This window comes from Pseudomonas sp. P1_A1 (assembly GCF_056406935.1).
Genome location: NZ_JBFTZE010000001.1, coordinates 246780 through 268686, shown reverse-complemented (window position 1 = coordinate 268686; position 21907 = coordinate 246780). Strand labels below are relative to the sequence as shown.

At 56.3% G+C, this 21907-nt stretch carries 16 protein-coding genes; 4 read left to right on the top strand and 12 right to left on the bottom strand.

The annotated features are described in order from the left end of the window. The first annotated feature begins 65 nt into the window (after positions 1-65). From AC1D2Q_RS01270 to AC1D2Q_RS01260, 3 genes are read left to right on the top strand one after another with little or no spacing between them, the layout of a single operon-like run. Positions 66-734 carry an ABC transporter ATP-binding protein gene (locus AC1D2Q_RS01270; RefSeq protein WP_477811979.1) on the top strand — a complete coding sequence of 223 codons (669 nt, stop codon included), beginning with the start codon at positions 66-68 and terminating at the stop codon, positions 732-734. A gap of 1 nt (position 735) precedes the next feature. Beyond that, positions 736-3207, top strand: a complete 2472-nt coding sequence (locus AC1D2Q_RS01265) for an ABC transporter permease (RefSeq protein WP_477812196.1) — start codon at positions 736-738, stop codon at positions 3205-3207. After that, entirely contained in the window at positions 3197-4267 is a 1071-nt protein-coding gene (locus AC1D2Q_RS01260; protein WP_477811978.1) for a lipocalin-like domain-containing protein, read from the top strand. Before AC1D2Q_RS01265 ends, AC1D2Q_RS01260 begins: the two co-directional genes overlap by 11 nt. Positions 4268-4768: 501 nt before the next feature. On the opposite strand, the gene AC1D2Q_RS01255 is transcribed toward AC1D2Q_RS01260, so the two are convergent. From AC1D2Q_RS01255 to AC1D2Q_RS01200, 12 genes are all read right to left on the bottom strand, one after another. Then, the gene (locus AC1D2Q_RS01255; protein WP_477811977.1) at positions 4769-6637 is read right to left on the bottom strand and encodes an ATP-binding protein; all 1869 of its coding nucleotides are present in this window, start codon (positions 6635-6637) and stop codon (positions 4769-4771) included. A gap of 306 nt (positions 6638-6943) precedes the next feature. After that, positions 6944-7210 carry a hypothetical protein gene (locus tag AC1D2Q_RS01250; RefSeq protein ID WP_477811976.1) on the bottom strand — a complete coding sequence of 89 codons (267 nt, stop codon included), beginning with the start codon at positions 7208-7210 and terminating at the stop codon, positions 6944-6946. Continuing rightward, positions 7207-7554, bottom strand: coding sequence for a DUF6124 family protein (locus AC1D2Q_RS01245; RefSeq protein ID WP_477811975.1), 348 nt, complete (start codon positions 7552-7554; stop codon positions 7207-7209). The genes AC1D2Q_RS01250 and AC1D2Q_RS01245 overlap by 4 nt, the downstream gene beginning before the upstream one ends. An 82-nt stretch (positions 7555-7636) precedes the next feature. Further along, complete coding sequence (locus AC1D2Q_RS01240) at positions 7637-8041, bottom strand: Imm50 family immunity protein (protein WP_477811974.1); 405 nt, start codon at positions 8039-8041, stop codon at positions 7637-7639. 475 nt (positions 8042-8516) lie between these two features. Next, positions 8517-8822 (bottom strand): hypothetical protein, encoded by a 306-nt coding sequence (locus AC1D2Q_RS01235; RefSeq protein ID WP_477811973.1) that lies wholly within the window; start codon positions 8820-8822, stop codon positions 8517-8519. A 164-nt stretch (positions 8823-8986) separates the two neighbouring features. After that, entirely contained in the window at positions 8987-9457 is a 471-nt protein-coding gene (locus AC1D2Q_RS01230; protein ID WP_477811972.1) for a hypothetical protein, read from the bottom strand. Continuing rightward, the gene (locus tag AC1D2Q_RS01225) at positions 9454-9768 is read right to left on the bottom strand and encodes a hypothetical protein (RefSeq protein ID WP_477811971.1); all 315 of its coding nucleotides are present in this window, start codon (positions 9766-9768) and stop codon (positions 9454-9456) included. Before AC1D2Q_RS01225 ends, AC1D2Q_RS01230 begins: the two co-directional genes overlap by 4 nt. A 242-nt stretch (positions 9769-10010) precedes the next feature. Continuing rightward, positions 10011-10481 (bottom strand): hypothetical protein, encoded by a 471-nt coding sequence (locus AC1D2Q_RS01220; protein ID WP_477811970.1) that lies wholly within the window; start codon positions 10479-10481, stop codon positions 10011-10013. Beyond that, on the bottom strand, positions 10478-15457 hold the full coding sequence (locus tag AC1D2Q_RS01215; RefSeq protein ID WP_477811969.1) for an RHS repeat-associated core domain-containing protein: 4980 nt from the start codon (positions 15455-15457) through the stop codon (positions 10478-10480). The genes AC1D2Q_RS01220 and AC1D2Q_RS01215 overlap by 4 nt, the downstream gene beginning before the upstream one ends. Continuing rightward, a complete protein-coding gene (locus tag AC1D2Q_RS01210; protein WP_408981094.1) occupies positions 15454-16179 on the bottom strand; it encodes a DUF4123 domain-containing protein in 726 nt (241 codons plus the stop codon). Before AC1D2Q_RS01210 ends, AC1D2Q_RS01215 begins: the two co-directional genes overlap by 4 nt. Positions 16180-16183: 4 nt before the next feature. Continuing rightward, the gene (locus tag AC1D2Q_RS01205; protein ID WP_477811968.1) at positions 16184-18226 is read right to left on the bottom strand and encodes a type VI secretion system Vgr family protein; all 2043 of its coding nucleotides are present in this window, start codon (positions 18224-18226) and stop codon (positions 16184-16186) included. Between the two features lie 132 nt (positions 18227-18358). Continuing rightward, the gene (locus AC1D2Q_RS01200; RefSeq protein ID WP_007900657.1) at positions 18359-18874 is read right to left on the bottom strand and encodes an Hcp family type VI secretion system effector; all 516 of its coding nucleotides are present in this window, start codon (positions 18872-18874) and stop codon (positions 18359-18361) included. 432 nt (positions 18875-19306) lie between these two features. Between AC1D2Q_RS01200 and ligD the strand changes: the two genes are divergently transcribed. Continuing rightward, a complete protein-coding gene (ligD, locus tag AC1D2Q_RS01195) occupies positions 19307-21868 on the top strand; it encodes a DNA ligase D (RefSeq protein WP_477811967.1) in 2562 nt (853 codons plus the stop codon). The last annotated feature ends 39 nt before the right edge of the window (positions 21869-21907 follow it).

Sequence of the window (21907 nt, the reverse complement as noted above, 5' to 3'; positions counted from 1 at the left end):
AACGATAACGCGGTCCTGCTGGCGTCCGCTATCCTAGGCCCACTGCCTTCAACGAGCCTCCTCTCATGCTTTCGGTCCAGGGCGTCTTCAAAAGCTACGCCACCCCCCAAGGCCCTTTGCCGGTGCTGCAAGGGGTCGACCTCACGTTGAAACCCGGCAGCAGCCTGGCGTTGATGGGCGAGTCGGGCAGTGGCAAAAGCACCTTGCTGCACCTGATCGCCGGCCTGGACAAGGTCGATCGCGGCAGCATTCGCAGCGGCGGGCATCGGCTGGAGCAGATGAACGAAGGCCAGTTGGCCAACTGGCGGCGCACCGAAATCGGCCTGGTGTTTCAGCAGTTCAACCTGATCGGCAGTTTGCGGGTCGAGGACAATCTGGCGTTTCAGGCGCGTCTGGCCGGGCGCCATGATCCGCGCTGGCAAGCGCATCTGGTGCAGCGTCTTGGCTTGGTGGATCTGTTGCAGCGCTATCCGGAACAACTGTCTGGCGGGCAACAGCAACGAGTTGCGCTCGGCAGGGCGTTGGCCTCGCAACCGAAACTGCTGCTGGCCGACGAACCCACCGGCAGTCTCGATGAAGTCACCAGCGATGAGGTGTTGAAGTTGTTGCTGGAGCTGCTCGACGACAGCCCGACGACGTTGTTGATGGTCACTCACAGCCCCAGGGTCGCCGCGCGGCTGGCGGAAAAAGTGGTGCTGCACAATGGCCGTCTGGCTGGCGCGGACGAGCGCTGAAGTGCGGGTTTTTCGCGAGACATTGCGGGCGCTGCTCAGCCATTGGCGGCAACACCCGGTGCAATTTTTCAGTGTGCTGACCGGGCTCTGGCTCGCCACCAGTCTGCTGACCGGCGTGCAAGCGCTGAACAGTCAGGCACGGGAAAGCTACGCGCGGGCCAGTCAGTTGATCGGCGGCGAACCTCAAGCCAGCCTCAGCGCACCCGGCGGCGGGGTGTTCCCTCAGCAATTGTTTATCGACCTGCGTCGCGCGGGATGGCCGGTATCGCCCGTGTTGCGAGGCCGGGTGACGCTCAAGGGCCATGAAGACCAGCGCTTGCAGTTGATGGGCATTGAACCGGTGTCGCTGCCGGCCGGTTCCGCAGTGGCCGGCCGGTCGTTACCGATCGAGCAGGTTGTCGAGTTCTTCACGGCGCCGGGCAGCACCTGGATTTCGCCGCAGACCTTGCAGGCGTTGGGCTTGCGCGAAGGTGAAACACCGACGGCCGAGAGCGGCATCGCCTTGCCGCCACTGCGTGCCCAACCCGACATGGCCCCCGGTGTGTTGCTGGTGGACATCGGCTTCGCCCAGCAGATTCTGCAATTGCCCGATCAACTGTCACGCCTGTTGCTGCCCAAGGATTTCACCGCGACCCTGCCTGATCGGTTCAAGGGCCAACTCCAGCTCATCAGCAGCAGCGAAGAAAACAATCTTGCGCGCCTGACCGAGAGCTTCCACCTGAACCTCGATGCCTTGGGCTTTCTGTCGTTCGTGGTTGGCCTGTTCATCGTGCACGCGGCGATCGGCCTGGCGCTGGAGCAACGCCGAGGCTTGCTCAGAACCCTGCGCGCCTGTGGCGTCAGTGCGCGAATGTTGATTGCCGGCCTCGCCGTCGAGTTGGGCGGTCTGGCGTTGCTCGGTGGTGTCGCTGGCGTGGTCAGCGGTTACCTGCTGGCCGGCGTGCTGTTGCCGGACGTCGCCGCCAGTTTGCGCGGCTTGTACGGCGCCGAAGTGCCGGGACAGTTGAGCCTCAGCCCGCTGTGGTGGTTCAGCGGCATCGGTCTGAGCCTGCTCGGCGCGTTGCTGGCCGGTGCCAACAGTTTGTTGCGAGCGGCGCGTTTGCCGTTGCTGGCGCTGGCCGATCCGCAAGCCTGGCACCAGGCCCACGCGCGCTGGTTGCTGCACCAGGGTTGGGTCGCGGCGATGGCTGCGCTGATCGCGGTGTTGGCGTTGATGTTCGGCGACAGCCTGAGCACTGGCTTCGTGCTGATGGCTGCGTTGTTGATCGGTGCCGCACTGGCCTTGCCGGTGGTGTTGAACAGCGTGCTCAACCGGCTGCTGCGGCGCAGTCGTTCGGTGCTCGGCCAATGGTTTGTCGCCGACTGCCGTCAGCAGTTGCCGGCCCTGAGCCTGGCCTTGATGGCGCTGTTATTGGCGCTGGCGGCGAACATCGGCGCCGGCAGCATGACCGCCGGTTTCCGCCAGACCTTCAACAACTGGCTCGAACAACGCCTGACCGCCGAGTTGTATGTCAATCCGCAAAATCCGGCCCAGGCCCGAGAGCTTTACACATGGCTCAAACAACAACCCCAAGTCAGCGCGGTGCTACCCAACTGGCAAGTGTCGATTCAGTTACAGGGCTGGCCGGCGGATGTCTTCGGCGTGATCGATCACCCGACCTATCGCCAGCACTGGCCGTTGCTGGAGGCCTTGGGCGACGACCCTTGGGAGCGACTGGCCAAGGACGACGCGTTGATGCTCAGTGAGCAACTGGCCCGGCGGTTGAAGGTGCGCCTGGGTGATCACATGACCATTGCCACGCCCAACGGTCCATGGTCGCCACGGATCGTCGGGATCTACGCCGACTACGGCAATCCCAAGGGCCATCTGCTGGTCAACATCAATCACCTGCTGCGCGGCTGGCCGCAGCTGACACCCAGCCGTTTCAACCTGCGCATCGAGCCAGCGTCGATTCCCGCGTTCCTGGCCGCGCTGCAAGCGCGCTTCGCCCTGGACGACAGCCGCATCGTCGATCAGGCCCGGCTCAAGGGTTGGTCCACACAAGTGTTCGAGCGCACCTTCGCCGCCACTGCCGCACTCAACAGCCTGACCCTTTGCGTCGCGGGCGTGGCGCTGTTCATCAGCCTGCTGACCCAGAGCCAGAGTCGCCTCGGACAACTCGCGCCATTGTGGGCGCTGGGCGTGACGCGGCGACAGTTGATGCTGCTCAACCTCGGGCAGACCTGGTTGCTCGCGGTGCTGACGTTGGTGCTGGCAGTGCCGTTGGGCATCGCATTGGCGTGGTGCCTGGACACGGTGATCAACGTGCAGGCCTTCGGCTGGCGCTTGCCGCTACGGGTATTTCCGCTGCAATTGTTGCAGTTGATGGGCCTGGCCTTGCTCGCCACGTTGCTCGCATCGGCGTGGCCGTTGTACTCGCTGTATCGCACGCAACCGGCGGATCTGCTGAGGACGTTTGCTCATGAAGATTAAAGTCGGCGTGTTGCTGCTGGCATTGCTGAGCGGCTGCGACAACACGCCTGCGCCGGAAAAAGGCTTCGCCGGCCTCGGCCATCAGGCCGCCGCATTTACCCCAGTGGTGCCCGGGCGAGTGTTCAGTTTCCCGGCGGACCACGGCGCCCACGATGGCTTTCGCATCGAATGGTGGTACGTCACCGCCAACCTCAAGGACGATCAGGGGCGCGAGTTCGGTGCGCAATGGACGCTGTTTCGCAGCGCCTTGAAAGCGACGCCCGAGCAACCTGGCTGGGCCAATCAGACTATCTGGCTGGGTCATGCGGCCGTGACATCCGCCACCGCACACCATGCCGCCGAACGCTACGCCCGAGGTGGCGTCGGCCAGGCCGGAGTGATCCTTAAGCCGTTCAACGCATGGATCGATGACTGGCGTTTCAGCAGTCAGGCCACCGACGCAAACCCGCTGGCAGACCTGCAACTCAGTGCCCGCGACAAGGTGTTCAGCTACCAGCTTCGACTGACCTCAACCCGGCCACTGGTACTTCAAGGAGACAAAGGCTTCAGCCAGAAATCCGAACAAGGCCAGGCGTCGTACTACTACAGCCAGCCTTTTTTCCAGGCCAGCGGCACCCTGGAAATCGACGGCAAAACCTACACGGTCAACGGCCCGGCCTGGCTTGACCGCGAGTGGAGCAGCCAACCGCTGACCGCCAACCAGACCGGTTGGGACTGGTTCTCCCTGCACCTGGACAGCGGCGCGCAGGTGATGCTCTACCGCATGCGGCAAAAGGACGGCGCGCCATACCTCACCGGCACCTGGATCGACGCTCAAGGGCAGACACAGCTGCTGCACGCCGACGACATCCAACTCACACCACAAGACACCGCCAAGGTTGCCGGGCGTTCGATGCCTGTGCGCTGGTCGATCAACATCCCGGGCAAGCACCTCGAAATTACCATCGACGCCCTCAACCCCAAGGCCTGGATGGACTTGCGCATTCCTTATTGGGAAGGGCCGGTGCGGCTGAGCGGCAGTCACGGGGGGCAGGGGTATCTGGAGATGACCGGGTATTGAGTCGGAGCTTTTTGCGCCATGCTGTTCGGCGAAATTGAAAGATCTGAACGTAGGGCAGAGCGTTGTGCTGACGTGCAACGATGTGCTGAAAGTGGCCAGCCAGCACCCAAGCTGATCATTACTTGTACGTATTGTTTGTTCTTGTGCAGATAGCTGTATCAGAACAATCAATTTTAATGGTCGAACCGGTGCGTTTAAGAAGTTTGTAGACGTTGTGTAAGCGGAACCTTACGAAATATTACGTGCATAAATTTCATGTTTGTACACGAGGACATATCTGCCAAATTCTATTAAAATCCTTCCCGTTCGCCCGGTGTCAGGGCTCTTTACCGGTGCATGGATTGCCAGGCCATTACACTGGGCGAACACCTTCTTTGGGAGGTGCTGTTTAAAAGTTTCGGATATAAGAATGGGCGGCCTTGGGGTCGCCCATTTTTATTGGATGATGGAGCCAATCCGAGTCAGGATACGGTGTACGCCATCAACAGCCAGAATCTGGCGTCAACTTGAAATGGTATCCACTCCCCGAGTGCTGGCCTGGAGCTGCTGTCGGTAATTGGCTGCTCGTTGAAGCACTCGGGTCAAGGACTGAAAACTTGTCGGTTTGGTTAAAATATCATTGGCTCCGGCGGCCCTGAAACGTTCAATCTCGCTCGAAAAAGCGTTTGCGGTGAAAGCAACGATATAGCAAGTATCGCCCAGTGGTCGTTGGCGGATTTTACGCATGGCCGCTAATCCATCCATAACAGGCATATTGATATCCATGAAAATGATATCCGGAGTCGATGTCATACATTGATTGACCGCCTCCAGGCCATTTGACGCGAGGTCAGGCGTATAACCCAATGCCTGTAACATCGCCAGAGCAACTTTCTGGTTAATTGGATGATTCTCCACCAGCAGGATATCCAGTGGATAATCCTGGGCAAAAGAAGCGTCGAAACCAACCGCTGCCTGATTGTTCTCGATGGGCATCTCCGAAACTGAAAAAAGCTCCATGGGGAGTGAGAAAAAGAACGTCGATCCAACGCCAGGCTGACTGGTAAAGGACAACGTCCCCTGTTGTGCCTCGACCAGATTCTTGCAAATGGAAAGACCGAGCCCACTCCCGGTAAAGCGTTGACTGGTCGGCCCTTTAAACTGGGTAAAGGGCTTGAACAGGCTGCTTTGCCGAGCCAGGGGGATACCTATGCCGGTATCGCGTATGGAGAAGTCGAGGCGCGCTCGAGGGCCGTAACCACGAGTCGTGACCACGAGTGATACTTGTCCGGCTTCGGTGAATTTGACCGCATTGCCCAACAAGTTGATCAATATCTGGCGAAGGCAATCGCTATCGGCTTTGACCCACGGCGGAACGTCCGGTGAGACCTGGGCCTCAAGGAGTATTGGCTTGTCCTGAATGTTTTGCCGGATCATTTCAATACTGGATGAAACCAGTACTCTCACGTCGAATACACGAGGCTTCAATTCAAGTTTGCCCGCTTCGATTTTTGCCAAGTCAAGAATATTGTCGATCAGAGACAACAGGGTTCGTCCACTGGTATGAATCGTTTTGACCAGATTGTTTTGCTCTGGAGTGAGGGCAGACCCAGCCAACAACTCGGTCGCGCCGATAACCCCGTACATGGGGGTGCGGATTTCATGACTCATGGTGGCCAAGAATCTGGTTTTTGAACGATCAGCGTCCTCGGCGGCATTTTTTGCCTGATTCAATACCTGTTCGTTTATTTGCAGTTGCTGAAGATGCGCACGCATGCGTAAAAGACTGAAGGCGAGAAATACCAGAATGGCAAGGATGATATGGTGCAGGGAGTCCTGATTGAGGTGGTGGTAGTAATCCGCCAACGTCATCTCCGCCCCCACCACATAAACCGTTCCGTCCTGGGACTTCATTGGGACGAAGACAGCGCGAAAGTCTCCCCAGTGATCCGAGTAATCGATCCAGGTGGGCTCAGTGCGCTCGAAACTGTCGAGCAAAGCCTGACTGGCATCGGGATAAGGATCGAAAAAACGTACGAAATTCTGCTCTTGAATTTCTTTTTTCGATGCGCTGGAGCTGATCAGATAGGCTTCCCCAGCGCGTTTGACCACGCTGTAGACAAACGCGGTGCCCATGGACTCGTTGAACCTGGAGAGCCGCTGAATGGCATCCCAGTCTTGCGCTTCCGTTTTCGACTGTTTGTCGATCAGATTGTCATGGTAGCGGTCGCCGAGGATGGCCGAAGCGCCCAACGCGGCATGCAGCAGCTTGTTATTAATGTTGTCAGTGAGGATTCCTTGGGTCTCGACGTAAAGGTAGTAGATATAACCACTGACACCTACGATGTAGACCAAAAGTAACGCCCATGTTTTCCGTCTGAGTTTGAACATTCATCACAGCCTCCATACTGTGAGCTCAAGCATAAATTGAACACTGGTTGAAAACCAATATTTCTCAGTGCGGAAATTACTTGACCGAAGTGTCAGTTTTTGGGTTTCCTGGGTGGTCACGATTTTGCGGTAGAGTCCAATATAGTGGACGTTTGAAGGCTATTGCTCCTATATCAATAAATTTGCAGGCGATATTTTAGCAACCTCTTGCGAAATGCTGTGTGGATCAATTTGAGGAATGATATTAAACGTCGGATATAAAAATGGGCGACCTGGAGTCGGAGTCGCCCATTTTTATTGGCGGAATTATAGCTGCACCCGTAACCGTCGCCCGACCACGTCCAGCAAATCGCAGCCGTCCCGCAATGGGATGACCAATACCCGCGCAAACTCTTGTAACAGCGCAGCGTCACCGCCAGGCGCTTCGCCCATAGACAGCGTTTCCAACAGTTGAGTGACGCAACGAATGCGATGCGCCGCCGTGTCGTGCAACACGTCGACAGGTGCTTCGGTGTCGATCAGCAGGGAAGGGATCGTGCAGTCGATGCCGGTAATCGGCATGTATCGAGTCATGGTTGAACCTCCTGAGCATCGGACGCCCCACCGGTCGGGTCGAGGTTGTCCAGCGCCCGGTTTACCAACAACTCACCCAGTACAGCCAATTGCTGAATCGATAGCGCCAGGCTGCGGTGCGAGCCATCGAGTTCACAGGCAAGGTCGGTGGTCAGTACGTTGAGCGAGGCGAGGGTTTCGCAGGCGTGGCTTAACAGGGTTTCGGTGCGGATGTTGGGGAGAAGGGTGAAGACGTGGCTGATGGGGTCGGGATTTTTGGGGTTGCGGAGGCGGGCGCTGACGGCGTGTTGGGTTGCTTGGCTGAGTTGGAGGGAATCGAGGGAATCGTGTGGAAACTTTTTCATCGTGAAAGATGGGGGTTACGGGAAATGTCCGATGCTTTTGTCAGACGACTCAAAGGGCAGAAAAATGAGTCGGATTTTGTTTTTAAATGAGCACGGGTTTTTTGTCGTTCATATAAACTGAGGGTCCACAAATTAGCGGGGATTTTGTTGTGAATTCAATTATCGAGCTGCTGTTCGAAGCATGGATCGTGAAAATGTTTTCGCTCTGAGTGATTGTTACATTGAGTTTTTCTTTTGTAGGTATGTTTTTGATCGTCAGGTTGCTGATTTCGCTGCAGTTTAAACCGATGCGGCATGTGTTGAATTCAGCTTTTTTCCATTTTTCAGGAGGGGTGTCAGGAAGTTCTTCGATGTCAAACTCCAGTATTATCGTTGGTCTGTTGTTGTCGATACTTACTGTGAAAAGTTCAACGAGGCCAATCGCTACGGAAGTCTTGAAAACCTGGTTGAAAAAAATGCTGCCATCGATATCGTTCCAGAATTTCATTTTTGCTCCTTAAGGCCTAACTGAGGGGCGGGTAGAAACAGTAAAGTGGGGGGGGCGCCCATTTCTCTTTTATTGGCTTAAGATAAACTAAAAAGAAAGGAGGCTTGGCGTAGAATATGAAGCTGTCTGCTTTTGGTTAAGGCTTCCAGAACTTAATGTTTTTCACGTGTCTTTCTATGTCGTCCAGTTCGTCTTCGCTGCGCGTATTGTCAAAGTTTTCGCTTAGTATTCGTCGTGCCTTAGCGAGTTTTTGTATGATTTTTTCGTTGTCTATAAAATCCGTTGTCGCGCGTTGGTAGTCTGCAATAGGTTTATCACTGTAATGGCTACCCATTCTATGTAGAGATATTAGGATGAATTCTATCTCCGCTAGTGCTTCGAGTACGGAATCTCCGGGGATTATGATTCTTTTATTTGTGTCTGGCATTTTCTTGTGAAAGAACAAAAGGAGGTTTTTTTGTGAGCGCTCGGGCGATCATTTTTCTAGTTTGTTTAAAGCATTGGAAATTGCTTTGTTTAGTTCGGTCCAGTTTTTTGATTTTTCGCTGAATGCTGGGTGCTCCCAGTCGTAGGCTTTAATTAAAGAAGCTCTAAATGTGCCGTTTTCACAGAATTCAGGGTACCAACCTATATCGATAAGTTGATCGTGTGGGAAGACGGCTTGGAATAGATCCTCCTTTAAATCATCAGCGATCATCGAAATGTCGATAAGCTGGTTGAAGTGGGAGATGTCATCAAATGTGACTGTTCCGCCAAGTTCAATAATTTTTTTAGTGTCCATCCAGTTTATCTTCGCTTTTGTGAGTTTTTTAAATGCTTCTTCGGAAATAGGGTGGCCGTGGATAGTGTTTGTGAGTCAAAAGGGGGTGAATTTATTTTCATGAGTGCTTAGATATATAGCTGGAAAATAAATCTGTCACCTTTTTACCTGTCCTTATTTTATGTTTATAAATTTTCTAGATTTGTTGGTCCGCCATCATTTAGAAGTTTTGTCATTCGCCGATTGTAAAGCTCAATGTCTTGTGCGTTGTTGGCTTTGTTCAGTTCTTGACGCAGGAATCCCATGGAGTTAGATATTATCTGCTTTTCATTTCTAGACATGTCGCGGATTAGATCGAACCCATTTGCAGCTAGGGCTGGAATCTTTTTTCGCATGTAGTAATAACAGCCAATATTTTCGAGAAGATCATTTGCATCTTCTACGGTGTTATTAATGGTTGCTACGTATTTTTTGAACGCGTTTGCTAATATGGGCTCTGGACTTTTTTGTGTTTTTAGAAAGCCGCAAAGTCCTTGCCAGTTAATGATGTGTAGCTGAGTTCCCCAGTCAGGATCTTTCGTGAAATAAATGCCAGCCCCTCTGAAGTAGGCTGGGAATTCGTCTCTATTTAGCGCTTTTTCAAAGTTGCTGATCATTGGAGTTGTTCCCAGTCGTCAAATTGGCTCAGAAGTTTGTCCATGTCAGCTCCGTGATTGATTTTTTCGGACCCGATCAGGGCAGCTTCCTTCGTTCCGCTTTTTGTTTCGCCTCCAGGTACCCATTCTTTTGGATAGGCACCTGCTTCATTGCCATTTGGAATTTCATATTTAAATCTAGGATCATCAGGCTTGATTTTGACGAGGTAGATTTTGGCGGAGGAAAGGTCCGAGGCACCAAGGTTGAGCTCCTTGTTGAGCACTTGCCAGTTACCCCCACTAGCTTTGTATTTGGCAACCACGGTATCCATCTCTGATGGCAATCCTACAAATTTTCTAGGAGGGAATGTTGGATAACTAGAGCGTTCAATCCATTCGTCAATAACGACAAAGGAGCCTCCCCGAGCCAAGGAGCCAAAAGGGGGACAGATTTATTTTCATAGTGTGGAAAATAAATCTGTCCCCTTTTCTTCTTCCTTTCTTCTTCTTTTATTCTGTTTGTATAAGTTTGAAAGTAATCGCTAGGTGGATTTTTTGATTTGGCTTTTTATATTTATAAGGTCTCTAGTTCGATGGTGCAGCCATTTCTTTTTATTTTTTGAACTTCTTGTTCGAATGAGTATTTTTGCAGGTTTTTGTTTTTTGTGTCATATTCATTTCTCAAGAGTCTAAATGAACGGCCTATCTGCTCTTTGCTCTTGTTGTTAAGGCTTTCAATAAGGTCGTAGTTGTCGGCCGATAAAAATGGAAACATGCTTCTTGCTATGTAGTACGCGGCTATGTTTGAAAATAACCCTTCAGCATCTTCGTAGCTTTCATCGAGGTATTTTACGTACTCTTCAAATATAGTTGTCAGCAGATTCTGCGCGGCTGTTTGGGTTTTAAGTACGCTACACATCTCTTGCCAGTTACTTATGTATAGATGATCGCCCCACTCGGATCCTCGGGCGAAGTAGATGCCATTTCCTTTGAAGAAGTCAGAGATTTCATGTTGGTCTAAGGCAGTTTCGAACGTGGTTTTCATTGTAGTTTTTCCCAGTCATCAAAATTTTTCAACAATGTTCCCACATCGCTATCATGGGTGACACTTTCAGAGCCGATCAAAGCCGCTTCTTTTGTTCCGCTTTTGGTTGCTCCACCTGGAACCCATTCGTTCGGATACGCACCATTTTCCTTGCCATTAGGCATTTCATATCTGAATCTTGGGTCATCAGGCTTGATTCTAACGATATATATCCCGTCGCCCTCCAGAGTTTTTGCTCCAAGGTTTAGTTCGTTGTTTAGTACCCTCCAATCGTTGCCAGCGGCTCGATATTTTGCGACAACATCTTCCATTTCGGAGGACAGTCCTACAAATTTCCGTGGTGGAAAGCTTGGATATTTCGAACCTTTGATCCAGCTTTCGATTACCACGAAGGATCCTCCCTCTTTTGCGAAAAGCTCTCTATGAGCGCTTATGTAATCGTCTGGAAGATAATCTCCGGGATTTGGTGGCCGATCCGACTTATTCATATCAATGATTTCGTCGAATTTCTCCTGAGACATTGGCAAATGATCAGGTTTCGTCGCGTTCGCTGAGTTACTAGGCAGCTTGCAATCAGGACCAGGACACGTTGAACTCAGCCCCAACGGATCCACCCATCCCGTAGGGTTAGGCACATACTGGTAGTTGTTCAACCCACCCGCAAGCTTGATCGGATCCGGCGTCAAAAACCGCCCAGTGCCCGGATTGTAGTAGCGATGCCGGTTGTAATGTAAGCCCGTTTCGGCGTCGAAGTACTGACCCTGGAAGCGCAGCGGGTTGTCGATTTCAGCGACATCCAGCGTAGCGAGGTTGCCGTAGGCCCGGTATTTAGCCGACCACATGATCTCTCCGCTGTAGTCGGTGAGTTCTTGTGGCGTGCCGAGATGATCGAGTTGGTAATAGAAAGGTGTAGCGCTCAGCGGGCCTTCGCCATCAAGCATCGCCAAAGGGCGGAAGCTGCCGGGTTCATAAATGTAAGTGCGATAGCGGTTGTCGGCGCTTTCAGCGATGAGGCGTTCGCCTTGCCACAGGAATTCTGTGGTTTGGCCGTCTACGGTTTTGGCGATGCGTCGGCCGAAGGCGTCGTATTTGTAGCTCGCGGTGCTGCCACCCGGCAGGCTGACGCCGATTAAACGGTGCTGGCAGTCGTAACGATATTCGGTGACGAGTTTCTGCCCGGTGCCGCGACGTTCGCGAATCAGGTTGCCGTGGGCGTCGTAGTCATAGTGGCGGTCGCCCTGCATGAGCAGGCGGTTGCCTTTGACGTTGGCAAGATTCGCGGCCGGCTGGTCGCCTTGGCCCAGGAGGTTGCCCGCCGGGTCGTGGGCGAAGCTTTCAGGCGTAGCTCCGCGCACACTGATCAGGCGATCGAGCGGATCGTAATGGTAGCTGCGGTTGCCTTTTCGGCTGTCGTCGATACCCGCAAGATTGCCGTTTGCGTCGTAGGCGTAGCGACGACGAAACAGGTTACGGTCCTGCTGGCTGACGGTGTGAGCTTGCAGTCGGCCTTGTTCGTCGTATTGGTATTGGCTGTGCAGCAAGCCTTGCTGGCGTTGTTGTTCGCGACCAGCGCTGAACTGGTGCGTGGTGAGGCGCGAGCCGTTGAGGTCGATGCTGCTCAGGCGACCGCCGGGTTGGTGACGGTAGTCGAGTTTGCTGCCGTCGGGGAGGCGGCAGTGGTTCAGTTGGCCGAGTTTGTCGTATTCGTAACGCGTGGTGCCCCAGCCCTGATGTTCGGTGATCAAGCGGTCTTGCAGGTCATATTCGTAGGCGAGGGGCCAATGACCGTCGTCGACGTTGACCAAACGGCCGAATGCATCATAGGTGTAGTGAATTTCCTCGCCATCGGCCAGGGTTTTCACCAGCAAGCGGCCGGCGGCATCGCGCTGGTATTCGGTGACCAACTCACTGCCGTCTTCGCCGAATTCGGTTTTCTTCAGCAGTTGGCCGTTGAGGTCGTACTCGTATGCAGTGCGGCGACCGTCGAAGCCGGTTTCCTGCTGAATCAGGCCGTTCGGGTAGTAATCGAGGTGGTAGTGCTCGCCACGTTCGTTTTCGATCTCGCTGAGCAGCAGGCGCGAGTTGTCGTAGCGGTAGCGCAACTGGCTGCCGTCCGGATTGATGCGACGACTGACCAAGTGCAGGTTATCGGCGTATTCGTAGCGGGTGACGCGGCCCAGTTCATCACGTTCGGCAGTGACTTTGCCGTAGGCGTTGTAGGTGAATGCGCGCGTAGCGCCGCCTGGCAAAGTGATTTGCGCGAGGCGGTTGGCAGCGTCCCATTGGTAGTGGGTGATCGCGCCGCTTTCGTCCTGACGGGTGATCTGCCGGCCCAAGGCGTCGTAGCGATATTTGCGCTGGCCGCCGTCCGGTAACTGTTCTTCGAGCAGTTGGCCGAGGTTGTTCCAGCCCAGTTGATGACGACTGCCGTCGGGGTGACGGATTTCCAGCAGACGGCCTTGGCGGTTGTAACTGTAGTGGGTCGAATTGCCATCCGGGTCGACTTGTTCGGTGATGTCGCCCTGATCGTTGCGCCAGTATGTCCACTTTGCCGGGCCACGGTTCACCACCCGGACGTAGCCGTGGTAGTACTCGTAAGTGGTGGTGGCGTCTTCCGGCGGAATCACCGCAACCAGTCGACCGGCTTCGTTGTACTGGTATTCGGTGACGGCGCCGAGTGGGTCTTTTTCGGCGATCAGACGGCCCTTGTCATCGTAGGCCTTCAGGTGTTCGGCACCATCCGGGTCGACTTTGGCGACCAGTCGAGCCTGATCGTCGTGGGTGTAGACCTCTTCGCTGCCGTCAGCGTTGGTAACGGTGACGCTGCCCTTGTCATCCCAGGCGTAATGCGCGTCCATCTGCGAGAAGCTTGCCCAGTGATGGATGCAGCGGGCTGACTTGCCTTCTTTTTCCCATTCCCAGTAGAAGCTGGCACCACCCGCCAGTTGCCGCTCGAGAATGACGTTCTGCTCGTTATAGGCATAACGCTCGGCTTCACCGGCTGCGTTTTTGGCTTCGATCAGGCGGTGCTGGGCGTCGTAGCCATAGGTGACCAGGGTCTGGACAGTGCTCCAGGCATCTTCCAGGTTATCCGCCGGGCTAAACTGCTGGTAGTCGATGGCGACGATGTGTTTGCGGTCGTAACGCACGAGGAGGGCGCGACCGGCGCCGTTATCGACACGTTTGATTCGTCCGTGAATGTCACGGGTGATGTGCAGGCGGTTGTCGTAGTTGTCGCTGATGGCGATCAGCGTCGCGCCTTTGCTGTTGTAGCGGAAGTGGTAGAACTGGGTGCGTTCGCCGGCTTGGGTGAGGATCAATTCGGACGGATCGTCGCCAAGGAAAATTGCCGCTTCGGACAGGCTGTTGGTGATCGCCGGGCGCTGCACGCTGGGCAACGGGAAGGTGGTGACGCGGTTTTCGTGGTCGGTCCAGACCACCTCACCGTCGTTGATGTCGACGCGTTGCGCCAAGGCATGGCTCCAGCCGTAACCGAGGCCACAGTCGATTTCTGCGGCGCTGGTGCGATAGAGGCGCGTCCAGCTGAAGGGCAGCAGGCCACCGAGTTCACCGTCGGTCAGCGTCAGCAGCTCTTCGCCAGTAACCATCGATACCGGGCAACCATTGGTGCAGGTTTTCTTTGCACAGGCAGCGCTTTTGTCGTCAGGTGTTTTCGACTGAGTAGAAGCGTCGTCGACCTTTTCCTTTGGTGCGAGAGTAGTCTGTTTTTCTTTCTTGCCACGCGGAAACGAAGAAGCGTCTTTCACTTCCTGCTTCGGCGTATCTGTAGTCTTCGGCAGCTGATTTTTAGAACCGTTGGCGGCTGCCTCGTCGATTTTGAGCGCCGCCGTTTTGGTCGGCTTCATCGGTACGCTCTTGGCACTGGCAATCAGTGGCTTGGAAACCTCCGCGTGCGCTGGCAGGCTGTGCTTGCCGCTCAGACTCATCAGTTTCGCGGCCAGTTCTTCAAGGTATTTGAGCGCTGTGCCGGACTTGACCGTGGACAGGGTTTTGGTCCCCACCCGCACCGCGATCCCGGCACCGCCAGTGAGGCAAATACCCAATACCACGTTGATCAGGAATTCCGACGCAATGGCCGTCACCACGTCAACGATGACTTGCGGTGGCAGCATGCCGACCCACGCCACAATCGCCGAGACGTAAATGAACATCAATGGTTCGTCACTGAGGATCAGCAGACCCGAAGCAATGGACTCCTTGGACGCGGTGTAGAGCTTGTCGATCTCGACATCCGACAGGTACTTGCGCAGCTTTTCGAGGTTTTCCTTTGGGTGTGCGAGCAGTTCGAACAGGCTTTTGATGTCATCCCACAACCTGAGCAGCGCCTTCTCCAGACCATCCATCGCCCGTTTCAACAGAATGACGGAACGGCCCGCGCGGTCAGCAGCCGAGTAACTGGCCCACTGAGGCTGGAACTTGCTCGACCATTCACTTTGCAACCAGCCGTTCAGATTGCCGATCACTCCCTGGTAGGAGTCGTAGAGTGCTTTGACATTGCTTTGGGATACGTTCGGGAAAAAGGTGATGCGATACATCTGGCCCTTCTTGCAGCCGTCGATCACCTTGATGCCGCTCGGGCCGATCGTTGTTTCAATAACGGGGCCGGTGACGTCGTCGTAGAAAGTACCTTTGGTGACGGGTTCCAGTTTCACAGGTGTGTTGCCGATCGGTACGAATCGTGCTGACTCGAACATGTGGATCAGCGTGAAGTCGCCTGCCAGAGGGCAGGTCGCGTAGGTCTCGACCTTACCGGTTTTGGTCTTGCGTTTGGTCACGCTGACTTCATTGCCGACCTTGAAGGTTTGGTCGACATCCAGTGCCCAACCGGTCAGGAAGCCATCCGCCCATTCCTTGTAATCGCTCAGGCAGTTCTTGAAGTCTTTGAGAATCAGGTTCACGTCAGGGGTTTTGGCGTCCAGCACGCGCAGGACCAAGGTACCAATCGGGGTATTCATGACGTGACTTCCTTTGTCAGCTGAGCAGCAAGACGCTCTGCCAAATCTTCTGTATTGGGTTGTTGGCGAACGAAGCGCTCGACCTTTTGGCGCAAGTTATTTTCGGGAAAGGCGAAGAACAGTTCCGGGCAGTCCTCTCCCAGCCACTGCATCAGGTTGTCGACAACGGTGGTGTGATCTTTTTCCGTCAAACTATCGAGCAACTTTTGCGGCACCTCCCACCACGGCCATTCCTTCGCTGGCGGCACGGCCCTCGGCCCCACTTCCAGGCTCTGGCCATTGATCAGATAGCGGTCAAACACCGGCAATACTTCACCCGCGCCAGCACCCAGCCCTTCAAGAATCGGGTAAATATGTCGCCCGTCCCAGAACCGGAAAAACACTTCGGTCCCATCGGGCATACGCACCTGGGTCAAACTGCGCAGGTGCTCGAACACCACGTCCGGCGTACTGGTGGACACTGCCAGCCAACCCCAGTCCTGGGCATCGGTTTCGGTGATCCATTGCAGAAAACCAGCATTGGGTTTCAGCTCGGCGAGGTAAGGCATGACGGGCTGCCAATCGGCGTAAGGCGTGCCGCTCCAGATCGGAATCAGTTCCGGCGCCATATGTTGCTGGTAGAAGGCCTTCAGTGGCTCGGCATCACTGGCCGCGCTAACAATCAAGTACAACCGCTCACCCGTCCGCAACGGCCGTTCAGCCAACCAAGCCTGTGGAGTCATCAGATCAGATCGCACAAGCACCTGCCTTGCACTTCTCGCACTCTTCACAGAACGGCGCGTTGCGCTTCAGCGTATTAATCTGCGCCGGCGTCAGTACCGCGCCAGCCTTGTCGGCATCAGTCTGTTTCAGTGCCCCAGGCATCAGCGGTGCCGCCCCCGTCCCGCTGCCCGGGCTACCGCCGGAGTTCATGTTGATCGCCGGGCCGCTGAGGGTGACACCGCTGGCGTCGATCTTGATGAAGCTGCCGCCGCCCTTGAGGGTGAGTTCGCTGCCGGCTTCGAGCACGACTTTCATGCCGCTGCTCAGGTGGATTTCCTGGCCGGCTTCGATGAATTGGCCGGTGCCGACCTTGATGTGCTGGTTGACGCCCACGGTGAGGTGGTCGTTGGCGCGGGCTTCGACTTTGCGATCGGCATAGACGGTGTGGTGTTCTTCGGCCTTGAATTCGCTGTAACTGTTTTGCTCGACGGTGTCGTGGCGTTCGTTGCCGACACGGATTTTCTGGTCGTGTTCGACGTTCTCGTCCCAGTCGCGCTGGGCGTGCAGGAAGATCTGTTCCTGGCCTTTTTTGTCTTCGATGCGCAGCTCGTTGAAACCGCCGCCGCCCGGAGAGCTCAGGGTTTTGAAGGTGCTGCGGGTCTTGTTCGCCGGCAGGGCGTACGGGACGACGTTTTCCTTGTGGTACAGACAGCCGCTGATCAGCGGTTGGTCGGGGTCGCCTTCGAGGAAGCTGACCAGCACTTCCATGCCGATGCGTGGAATGGCGATCCCGCCGTAATGGGCGCCGGCCCAGGCGGAGGAGACGCGCAGCCAGCAGCTGGTTTTGTCGTCGGCCTGGCCTTCGCGATCCCAGTGAAATTGCACTTTGACGCGGCCGTATTGGTCGCAGTGGATTTCTTCACCCTTGGGCCCGGTGACCACGGCGCTCTGGCTGCCGAGGATCCGTGGTTTGGGGTGGTTCAGCGGCGGGCGGTTCGGCACGTCCCAGGGGGTGGCCTGGAAGCGGTTGCGGTAGCCCTGGTGGAAATCGTCTTTGAGGTTGGTGGTGCTGCTGGTCACCGACTCTTCCAGCACTTGCGGCTGTTTGCCTTCGTGGAGGATTTCGGTCAGCAGCCACAGGTCGTTCCACTTGGCCTTGGGGTGTTGGGTCAGGGCCAGGAAGTGGCCGCTGACCAGCAACGGCTGATCGCTTCGGCCTTCGGCCAACTGGAAGTCGCTGCGGTGACGCTCAAGGGCGCGTTTGGCCAGGTGCTTGCCACGCTCGCGGTCGATGAAGCGGCCGGGGTAATCGTAGTCTTCGAGGTCGGGCAGGGCGTCGCCACGGTTCTCGCTTTCCAGTTTCAGGCGCGGTTTTTCGAAGTCGTAGTCGCGGCGGGTGGTGCGACTGGTGCGGGTTTCCAGGCGCAGGTCGAAGCGCTTGATCACCGGGTCGTTGGCGACCATGCCGGAGTCTTGCTGATAGGCCACGGGCGCGAGTTTCGGGAACACCGTCTGGTCATCGCCGAACACCAGCTTGTGGGCCGTGGCGCTGTGCTGGAAGTGGTAATGGATACCTTCTTCCTCGCACAGGCGCTGGATGAACTGCAGGTCCGATTCATCGTACTGAACGCAGTAAATGCGCTCGGGATAAATCGCCCCGACTTTGAATTCGTAGGCATTGCTCTGGATGCCGTGCTCTTCGAGGACCATGCCGATGATTTTCGGCACGGTGAGGTTCTGGAAGATGCGTTGGTTGATGCGGTGCGCCAGGTAGGACAGCTGCGGGCGCAGGGTCACGGCGTAGCGGGTCAGGCGTTTGCCCGAATCGCCCTGGGCGGCGCGGTAGATCTGGCCATGAATGCCGCTGCCGTCAGGCGAGAGCTGCAAGAAGGCCGGTTTGTGCAATAGCGTTTCGAGGTCCAGGGACGGCTGCTCGCTGACCAGCTCCACCTCAAACACAAAAGGCTGGCTGATGGCTTCCCGACCTTGCAGGGCAAGGACCTGGAGATCGTTTTCCAGACCTTCGACAGTCAGGGCAAAGTGAGTCTGATTGGCCGGCGCGAACATCCCTTGTTCCTCGTGCAGTGCTGCGGCGCACGCCGACACCCGAAAGCGGGATCAACGGACGCGAAAATTCCTGGAAGGCGCAAATGACATCGACCAGCAGAGCTGGCCGATGTTTGGAACCGTCAGCCGCGATTAAGCGACTGGAACACGCCAGTCATCGGAACCCGAAGTACCGGATACTTCGTGGGTCCAGGTGATTTTGCGGTAGGTGAATTGCACTTCTTCCAGGTGCGTGAAGTGCGAGTTCGACGGATCCTGGCAGTTGTGCATTTTGTTGTTGATGGCGACGATGATCGCGTCTTCCAGTTTGGTGGTGTAGTAGTGCTCTTGGGTACCTTGAGCCGAAGTGCGGTACCACTGGATAACGATTTCGCTCATGCGCTCGCCGGAGGTCAGTGCCGCTTGCAGCAGTGGCGAAGACTTGTCGTAGACCTTGGTGATCACGACTGGCTTGTGTACACGCTGACCGGTCGGTTGGCCGGACTGTGGGTCACGCGGGATGATCACGTCGTGGCTGAACGCCTGAACCATGACCTGGTCTTCGTGACCTTCCTGGTAGGTGTTGCCAACGGAGTCGGCGGTGAACGCGCCGGCAGTGATCAGGCCTTGTTTTTCGCCGGTAACGGACATGTACGCTGGTGTAGCCATGGATGTGCTCCTTGCTAAAAGTGAGGGTGCCCGGGAGGCGGTATCGCCCGGTGGGTGCCTGACTGTTATCAAGGACCGTGCCAGAAATGATTAGGGCCATATAAATCAGTGGGTTGAGGCGATTTTTCAAACGCGGAGAAGTTTTTCGGCAACGATCACCTGAAAAAGTGCGCAAGAAGTTGCGCAGTGGTGCGCAAGAAGTTGCGCACTCGGCTGGAGGGCTTGATCCACCTGGCGTTCAGCGTTGTTGAGGTGTTTTTGAGAGGAATAACTGCGCAAGAAGTTGCGCATCAAGGCTATGAGCGATCATCCCGATAAACCCAGCCGTCTGTCCGGGCGATTTCAATGGCGATGGAATTTTATTCCGGACCTGTCGCTCTGCTGATGTAGAGACGTGCCGATTCAGCGCCGGCAGCGAGCACCCGGTAAGCCATGAACAAGACCCTGGACGATTACAACCGCATGCGTGACTTTGTGGCGACTCCGGAACCGGCCGCCGCCAAGCGTTCGGGCAAAAAAGCGGTGAAGGATCATGCGCTGCAATTCTGCATTCAGAAACATGACGCCTCGCACCTGCACTATGACTTTCGCCTGGAGCTCGATGGCGCGCTGAAAAGTTGGGCCGTGCCGAAAGGCCCGTCGCTGGACCCCAAGGTCAAGCGCCTGGCAATCCACGTCGAAGACCATCCGCTCGATTACGCCACGTTCGAGGGCACCATTCCCGAAGGGCATTACGGCGCCGGCGAGGTGATCGTTTGGGACCGTGGGGTGTGGATTCCCCAGGACGACCCAGCCAAGGCGTACGCCAAGGGCCGGCTGAAATTCGAGTTGCAAGGGGAGAAGCTCGGCGGCCTGTGGAACCTCGTGCGCACGCACATGCCGGGCAAGCAGGAGCAATGGTTTCTGATCAAGCATCAGGACGGCGCGGCCAGGCCCGAAAGCGATTACGACGTGGTCGCCGCCGAGCCCGACAGCGTACTCAGCGACCGCACCATCGTGGAAAACAAGCACGGTGCAGGGCAATCCAAACCGATCAAAAAAGCGCCGGCCAAGGCGCGCAAGGAAAAGTCGCCATCACTGACAGGCGCCCGCAAAGCCAGGCTGCCGGAGCTGCTCAAGCCTGAACTGGCGACGCTGGTCGAATCCGCGCCGAGCGGCGAATGGAGCTATGAGATCAAGTTCGACGGCTACCGGGTGATGGCCCGTATCGACCACGGCGAGGTCAATCTCTTTACCCGCAACGGTCACGACTGGACTCACAAATTGCCTGAGCAGGCCCGGGCACTAGCGGCGCTGGGCCTGGAGTCGGCCTGGCTCGACGGCGAAATGGTGGTGGCCGACGAGCAGGGCGTTCCGGATTTTCAAGCGCTGCAAAACGCCTTCGATGCCGGCCGTAGTGGCAACATTGTCTACTACCTGTTCGATTTGCCGTACCTCAACGGTGTGGACCTGCGCGCAGTGCCTGTCGAGGAGCGCAGGGCGGCGCTGGCGACTGTACTCAAACTCAATGAAAACCCGTTGTTGCGATTTTCCGATGCGTTCGGCGAGTCCCCGGAGGCCTTGCTCAACAGCGCCTGCGAAATGCAGATGGAAGGCTTGATCGGCAAACGCCTGGGCTCGCCTTACGTGTCCCGGCGCACCAGTGACTGGATCAAACTCAAGTGCAAGCATCGGCAGGAATTCGTCGTGGTCGGCTTCACCGATCCCAAAGGTGCGCGCAGTGCTTTTGGCGCGTTGCTGCTGGGGTTGCACGACCGCGACAGCGGTGAATTGCGCTATGCCGGCAAGGTCGGCACCGGGTTCAACGAGGCAACTCTCAAGCGTCTTTACGAACAACTGAAGCCACTGCAGACGAAAAAGCCCTCGGTGGTCAACCCGCCTACCGGGTTCGAGGCCAAGGGGGTGCATTGGCTCAGACCCAGCCTCCTGGCGGAAGTAGCCTTTGCCGAAATGACCAAGGACGGCTCGGTGCGCCATGCTGTGTTCCACGGTCTGCGCGAGGATAAGCCTGCCGAAGAAATCACCGAGGAGGTGCCGAAAACCGTGAAGACCTCAGCCAGCAAAAAGCAACCTACTCAAGCCACACCCGCACCGTCACAAGTCGGCCTGGAGCAGGGCAAGGTGCGCATCACGCATCCGGATCGGGTGATCGACGCCAGCAGCGGCACCACCAAGATGCAATTGGCGGAGTATTACGCCAGTGTCGCCGAGTGGATTCTGCCGCAACTCAAGGACCGGCCGGTGGCGCTGGTGCGCGCACCGGACGGCATCACCGGCGAACTGTTCTTTCAGAAGAACGCCGAGAATCTGGCCATACCCGGCATTATCACCCTGGACAAGGCACTGACAGGCCAACCGATGATGGTCATCAACAGTGCCGAAGCCCTGATTGGCGCGGTGCAGATGAGCACCGTGGAGCTGCACACCTGGAACGCCACGTCGGTCGATCTGGACAAGCCCGACCGCTTCGTCCTCGACCTCGACCCGGACCCGGCGCTGCCCTGGAAGAGCATGGTCGAAGCGACCCGGCTGACCCTCACGGTGCTCGATGAGCTGGGGCTCAAGGCGTTTCTCAAGACCAGTGGCGGCAAGGGGATTCACCTGGTCGTACCGCTGACCCGCAAACACGGTTGGGACGAGGTCAAGGACTTCAGCCACGCGATTGTCAGTCACATGGCCAAGCTGCTGCCGGAACGATTTTCCGCGGTGTCGGGGCCGAAAAACCGGGTTGGGCGCATCTTCATCGATTACCTGCGCAACGGCCTCGGCGCCACCACGATCTGCGCTTATGCCGTGCGCAGCCGCGAAGGGTTGCCAGTGTCGGTACCGGTCTTTCGCGAAGAAGTGGCTGAGCTCAAGGGCGCCAATCAATGGAGCCTGCACACCGTGCATGAGCGCCTGGCCGAGGTGGGCGATGAACCCTGGGCCAACCTGAAGAAAACCCGGCAGACGATCACCGCCGAGATGCGGCAGCGGATCGGGATGAAAAAGTAGTGAATCAGAAGGGAGGCGGCGAGGGGCACCCGCCGCCTG

What these genes read in the sequence shown, in the direction of transcription:
- AC1D2Q_RS01220 (WP_477811970.1), bottom strand. Translation starts at nt 10,481, where the DNA reads ATGAAAACCACGTTCGAAACTGCCTTAGACCAACATGAAATCTCTGAC.
- AC1D2Q_RS01205 (WP_477811968.1), bottom strand. Translation starts at nt 18,226, where the DNA reads ATGTTCGCGCCGGCCAATCAGACTCACTTTGCCCTGACTGTCGAAGGT.
- AC1D2Q_RS01210 (WP_408981094.1), bottom strand. Translation starts at nt 16,179, where the DNA reads ATGACTCCACAGGCTTGGTTGGCTGAACGGCCGTTGCGGACGGGTGAG.
- AC1D2Q_RS01225 (WP_477811971.1), bottom strand. Translation starts at nt 9,768, where the DNA reads ATGGATACCGTGGTTGCCAAATACAAAGCTAGTGGGGGTAACTGGCAA.
- AC1D2Q_RS01200 (WP_007900657.1), bottom strand. Translation starts at nt 18,874, where the DNA reads ATGGCTACACCAGCGTACATGTCCGTTACCGGCGAAAAACAAGGCCTG.
- AC1D2Q_RS01260 (WP_477811978.1), top strand. Translation starts at nt 3,197, where the DNA reads ATGAAGATTAAAGTCGGCGTGTTGCTGCTGGCATTGCTGAGCGGCTGC.
- AC1D2Q_RS01255 (WP_477811977.1), bottom strand. Translation starts at nt 6,637, where the DNA reads ATGTTCAAACTCAGACGGAAAACATGGGCGTTACTTTTGGTCTACATC.
- AC1D2Q_RS01245 (WP_477811975.1), bottom strand. Translation starts at nt 7,554, where the DNA reads ATGAAAAAGTTTCCACACGATTCCCTCGATTCCCTCCAACTCAGCCAA.
- AC1D2Q_RS01235 (WP_477811973.1), bottom strand. Translation starts at nt 8,822, where the DNA reads ATGGACACTAAAAAAATTATTGAACTTGGCGGAACAGTCACATTTGAT.
- ligD (WP_477811967.1), top strand. Translation starts at nt 19,307, where the DNA reads ATGAACAAGACCCTGGACGATTACAACCGCATGCGTGACTTTGTGGCG.
- AC1D2Q_RS01270 (WP_477811979.1), top strand. Translation starts at nt 66, where the DNA reads ATGCTTTCGGTCCAGGGCGTCTTCAAAAGCTACGCCACCCCCCAAGGC.
- AC1D2Q_RS01240 (WP_477811974.1), bottom strand. Translation starts at nt 8,041, where the DNA reads ATGAAATTCTGGAACGATATCGATGGCAGCATTTTTTTCAACCAGGTT.
- AC1D2Q_RS01250 (WP_477811976.1), bottom strand. Translation starts at nt 7,210, where the DNA reads ATGACTCGATACATGCCGATTACCGGCATCGACTGCACGATCCCTTCC.
- AC1D2Q_RS01230 (WP_477811972.1), bottom strand. Translation starts at nt 9,457, where the DNA reads ATGATCAGCAACTTTGAAAAAGCGCTAAATAGAGACGAATTCCCAGCC.
- AC1D2Q_RS01215 (WP_477811969.1), bottom strand. Translation starts at nt 15,457, where the DNA reads ATGAATACCCCGATTGGTACCTTGGTCCTGCGCGTGCTGGACGCCAAA.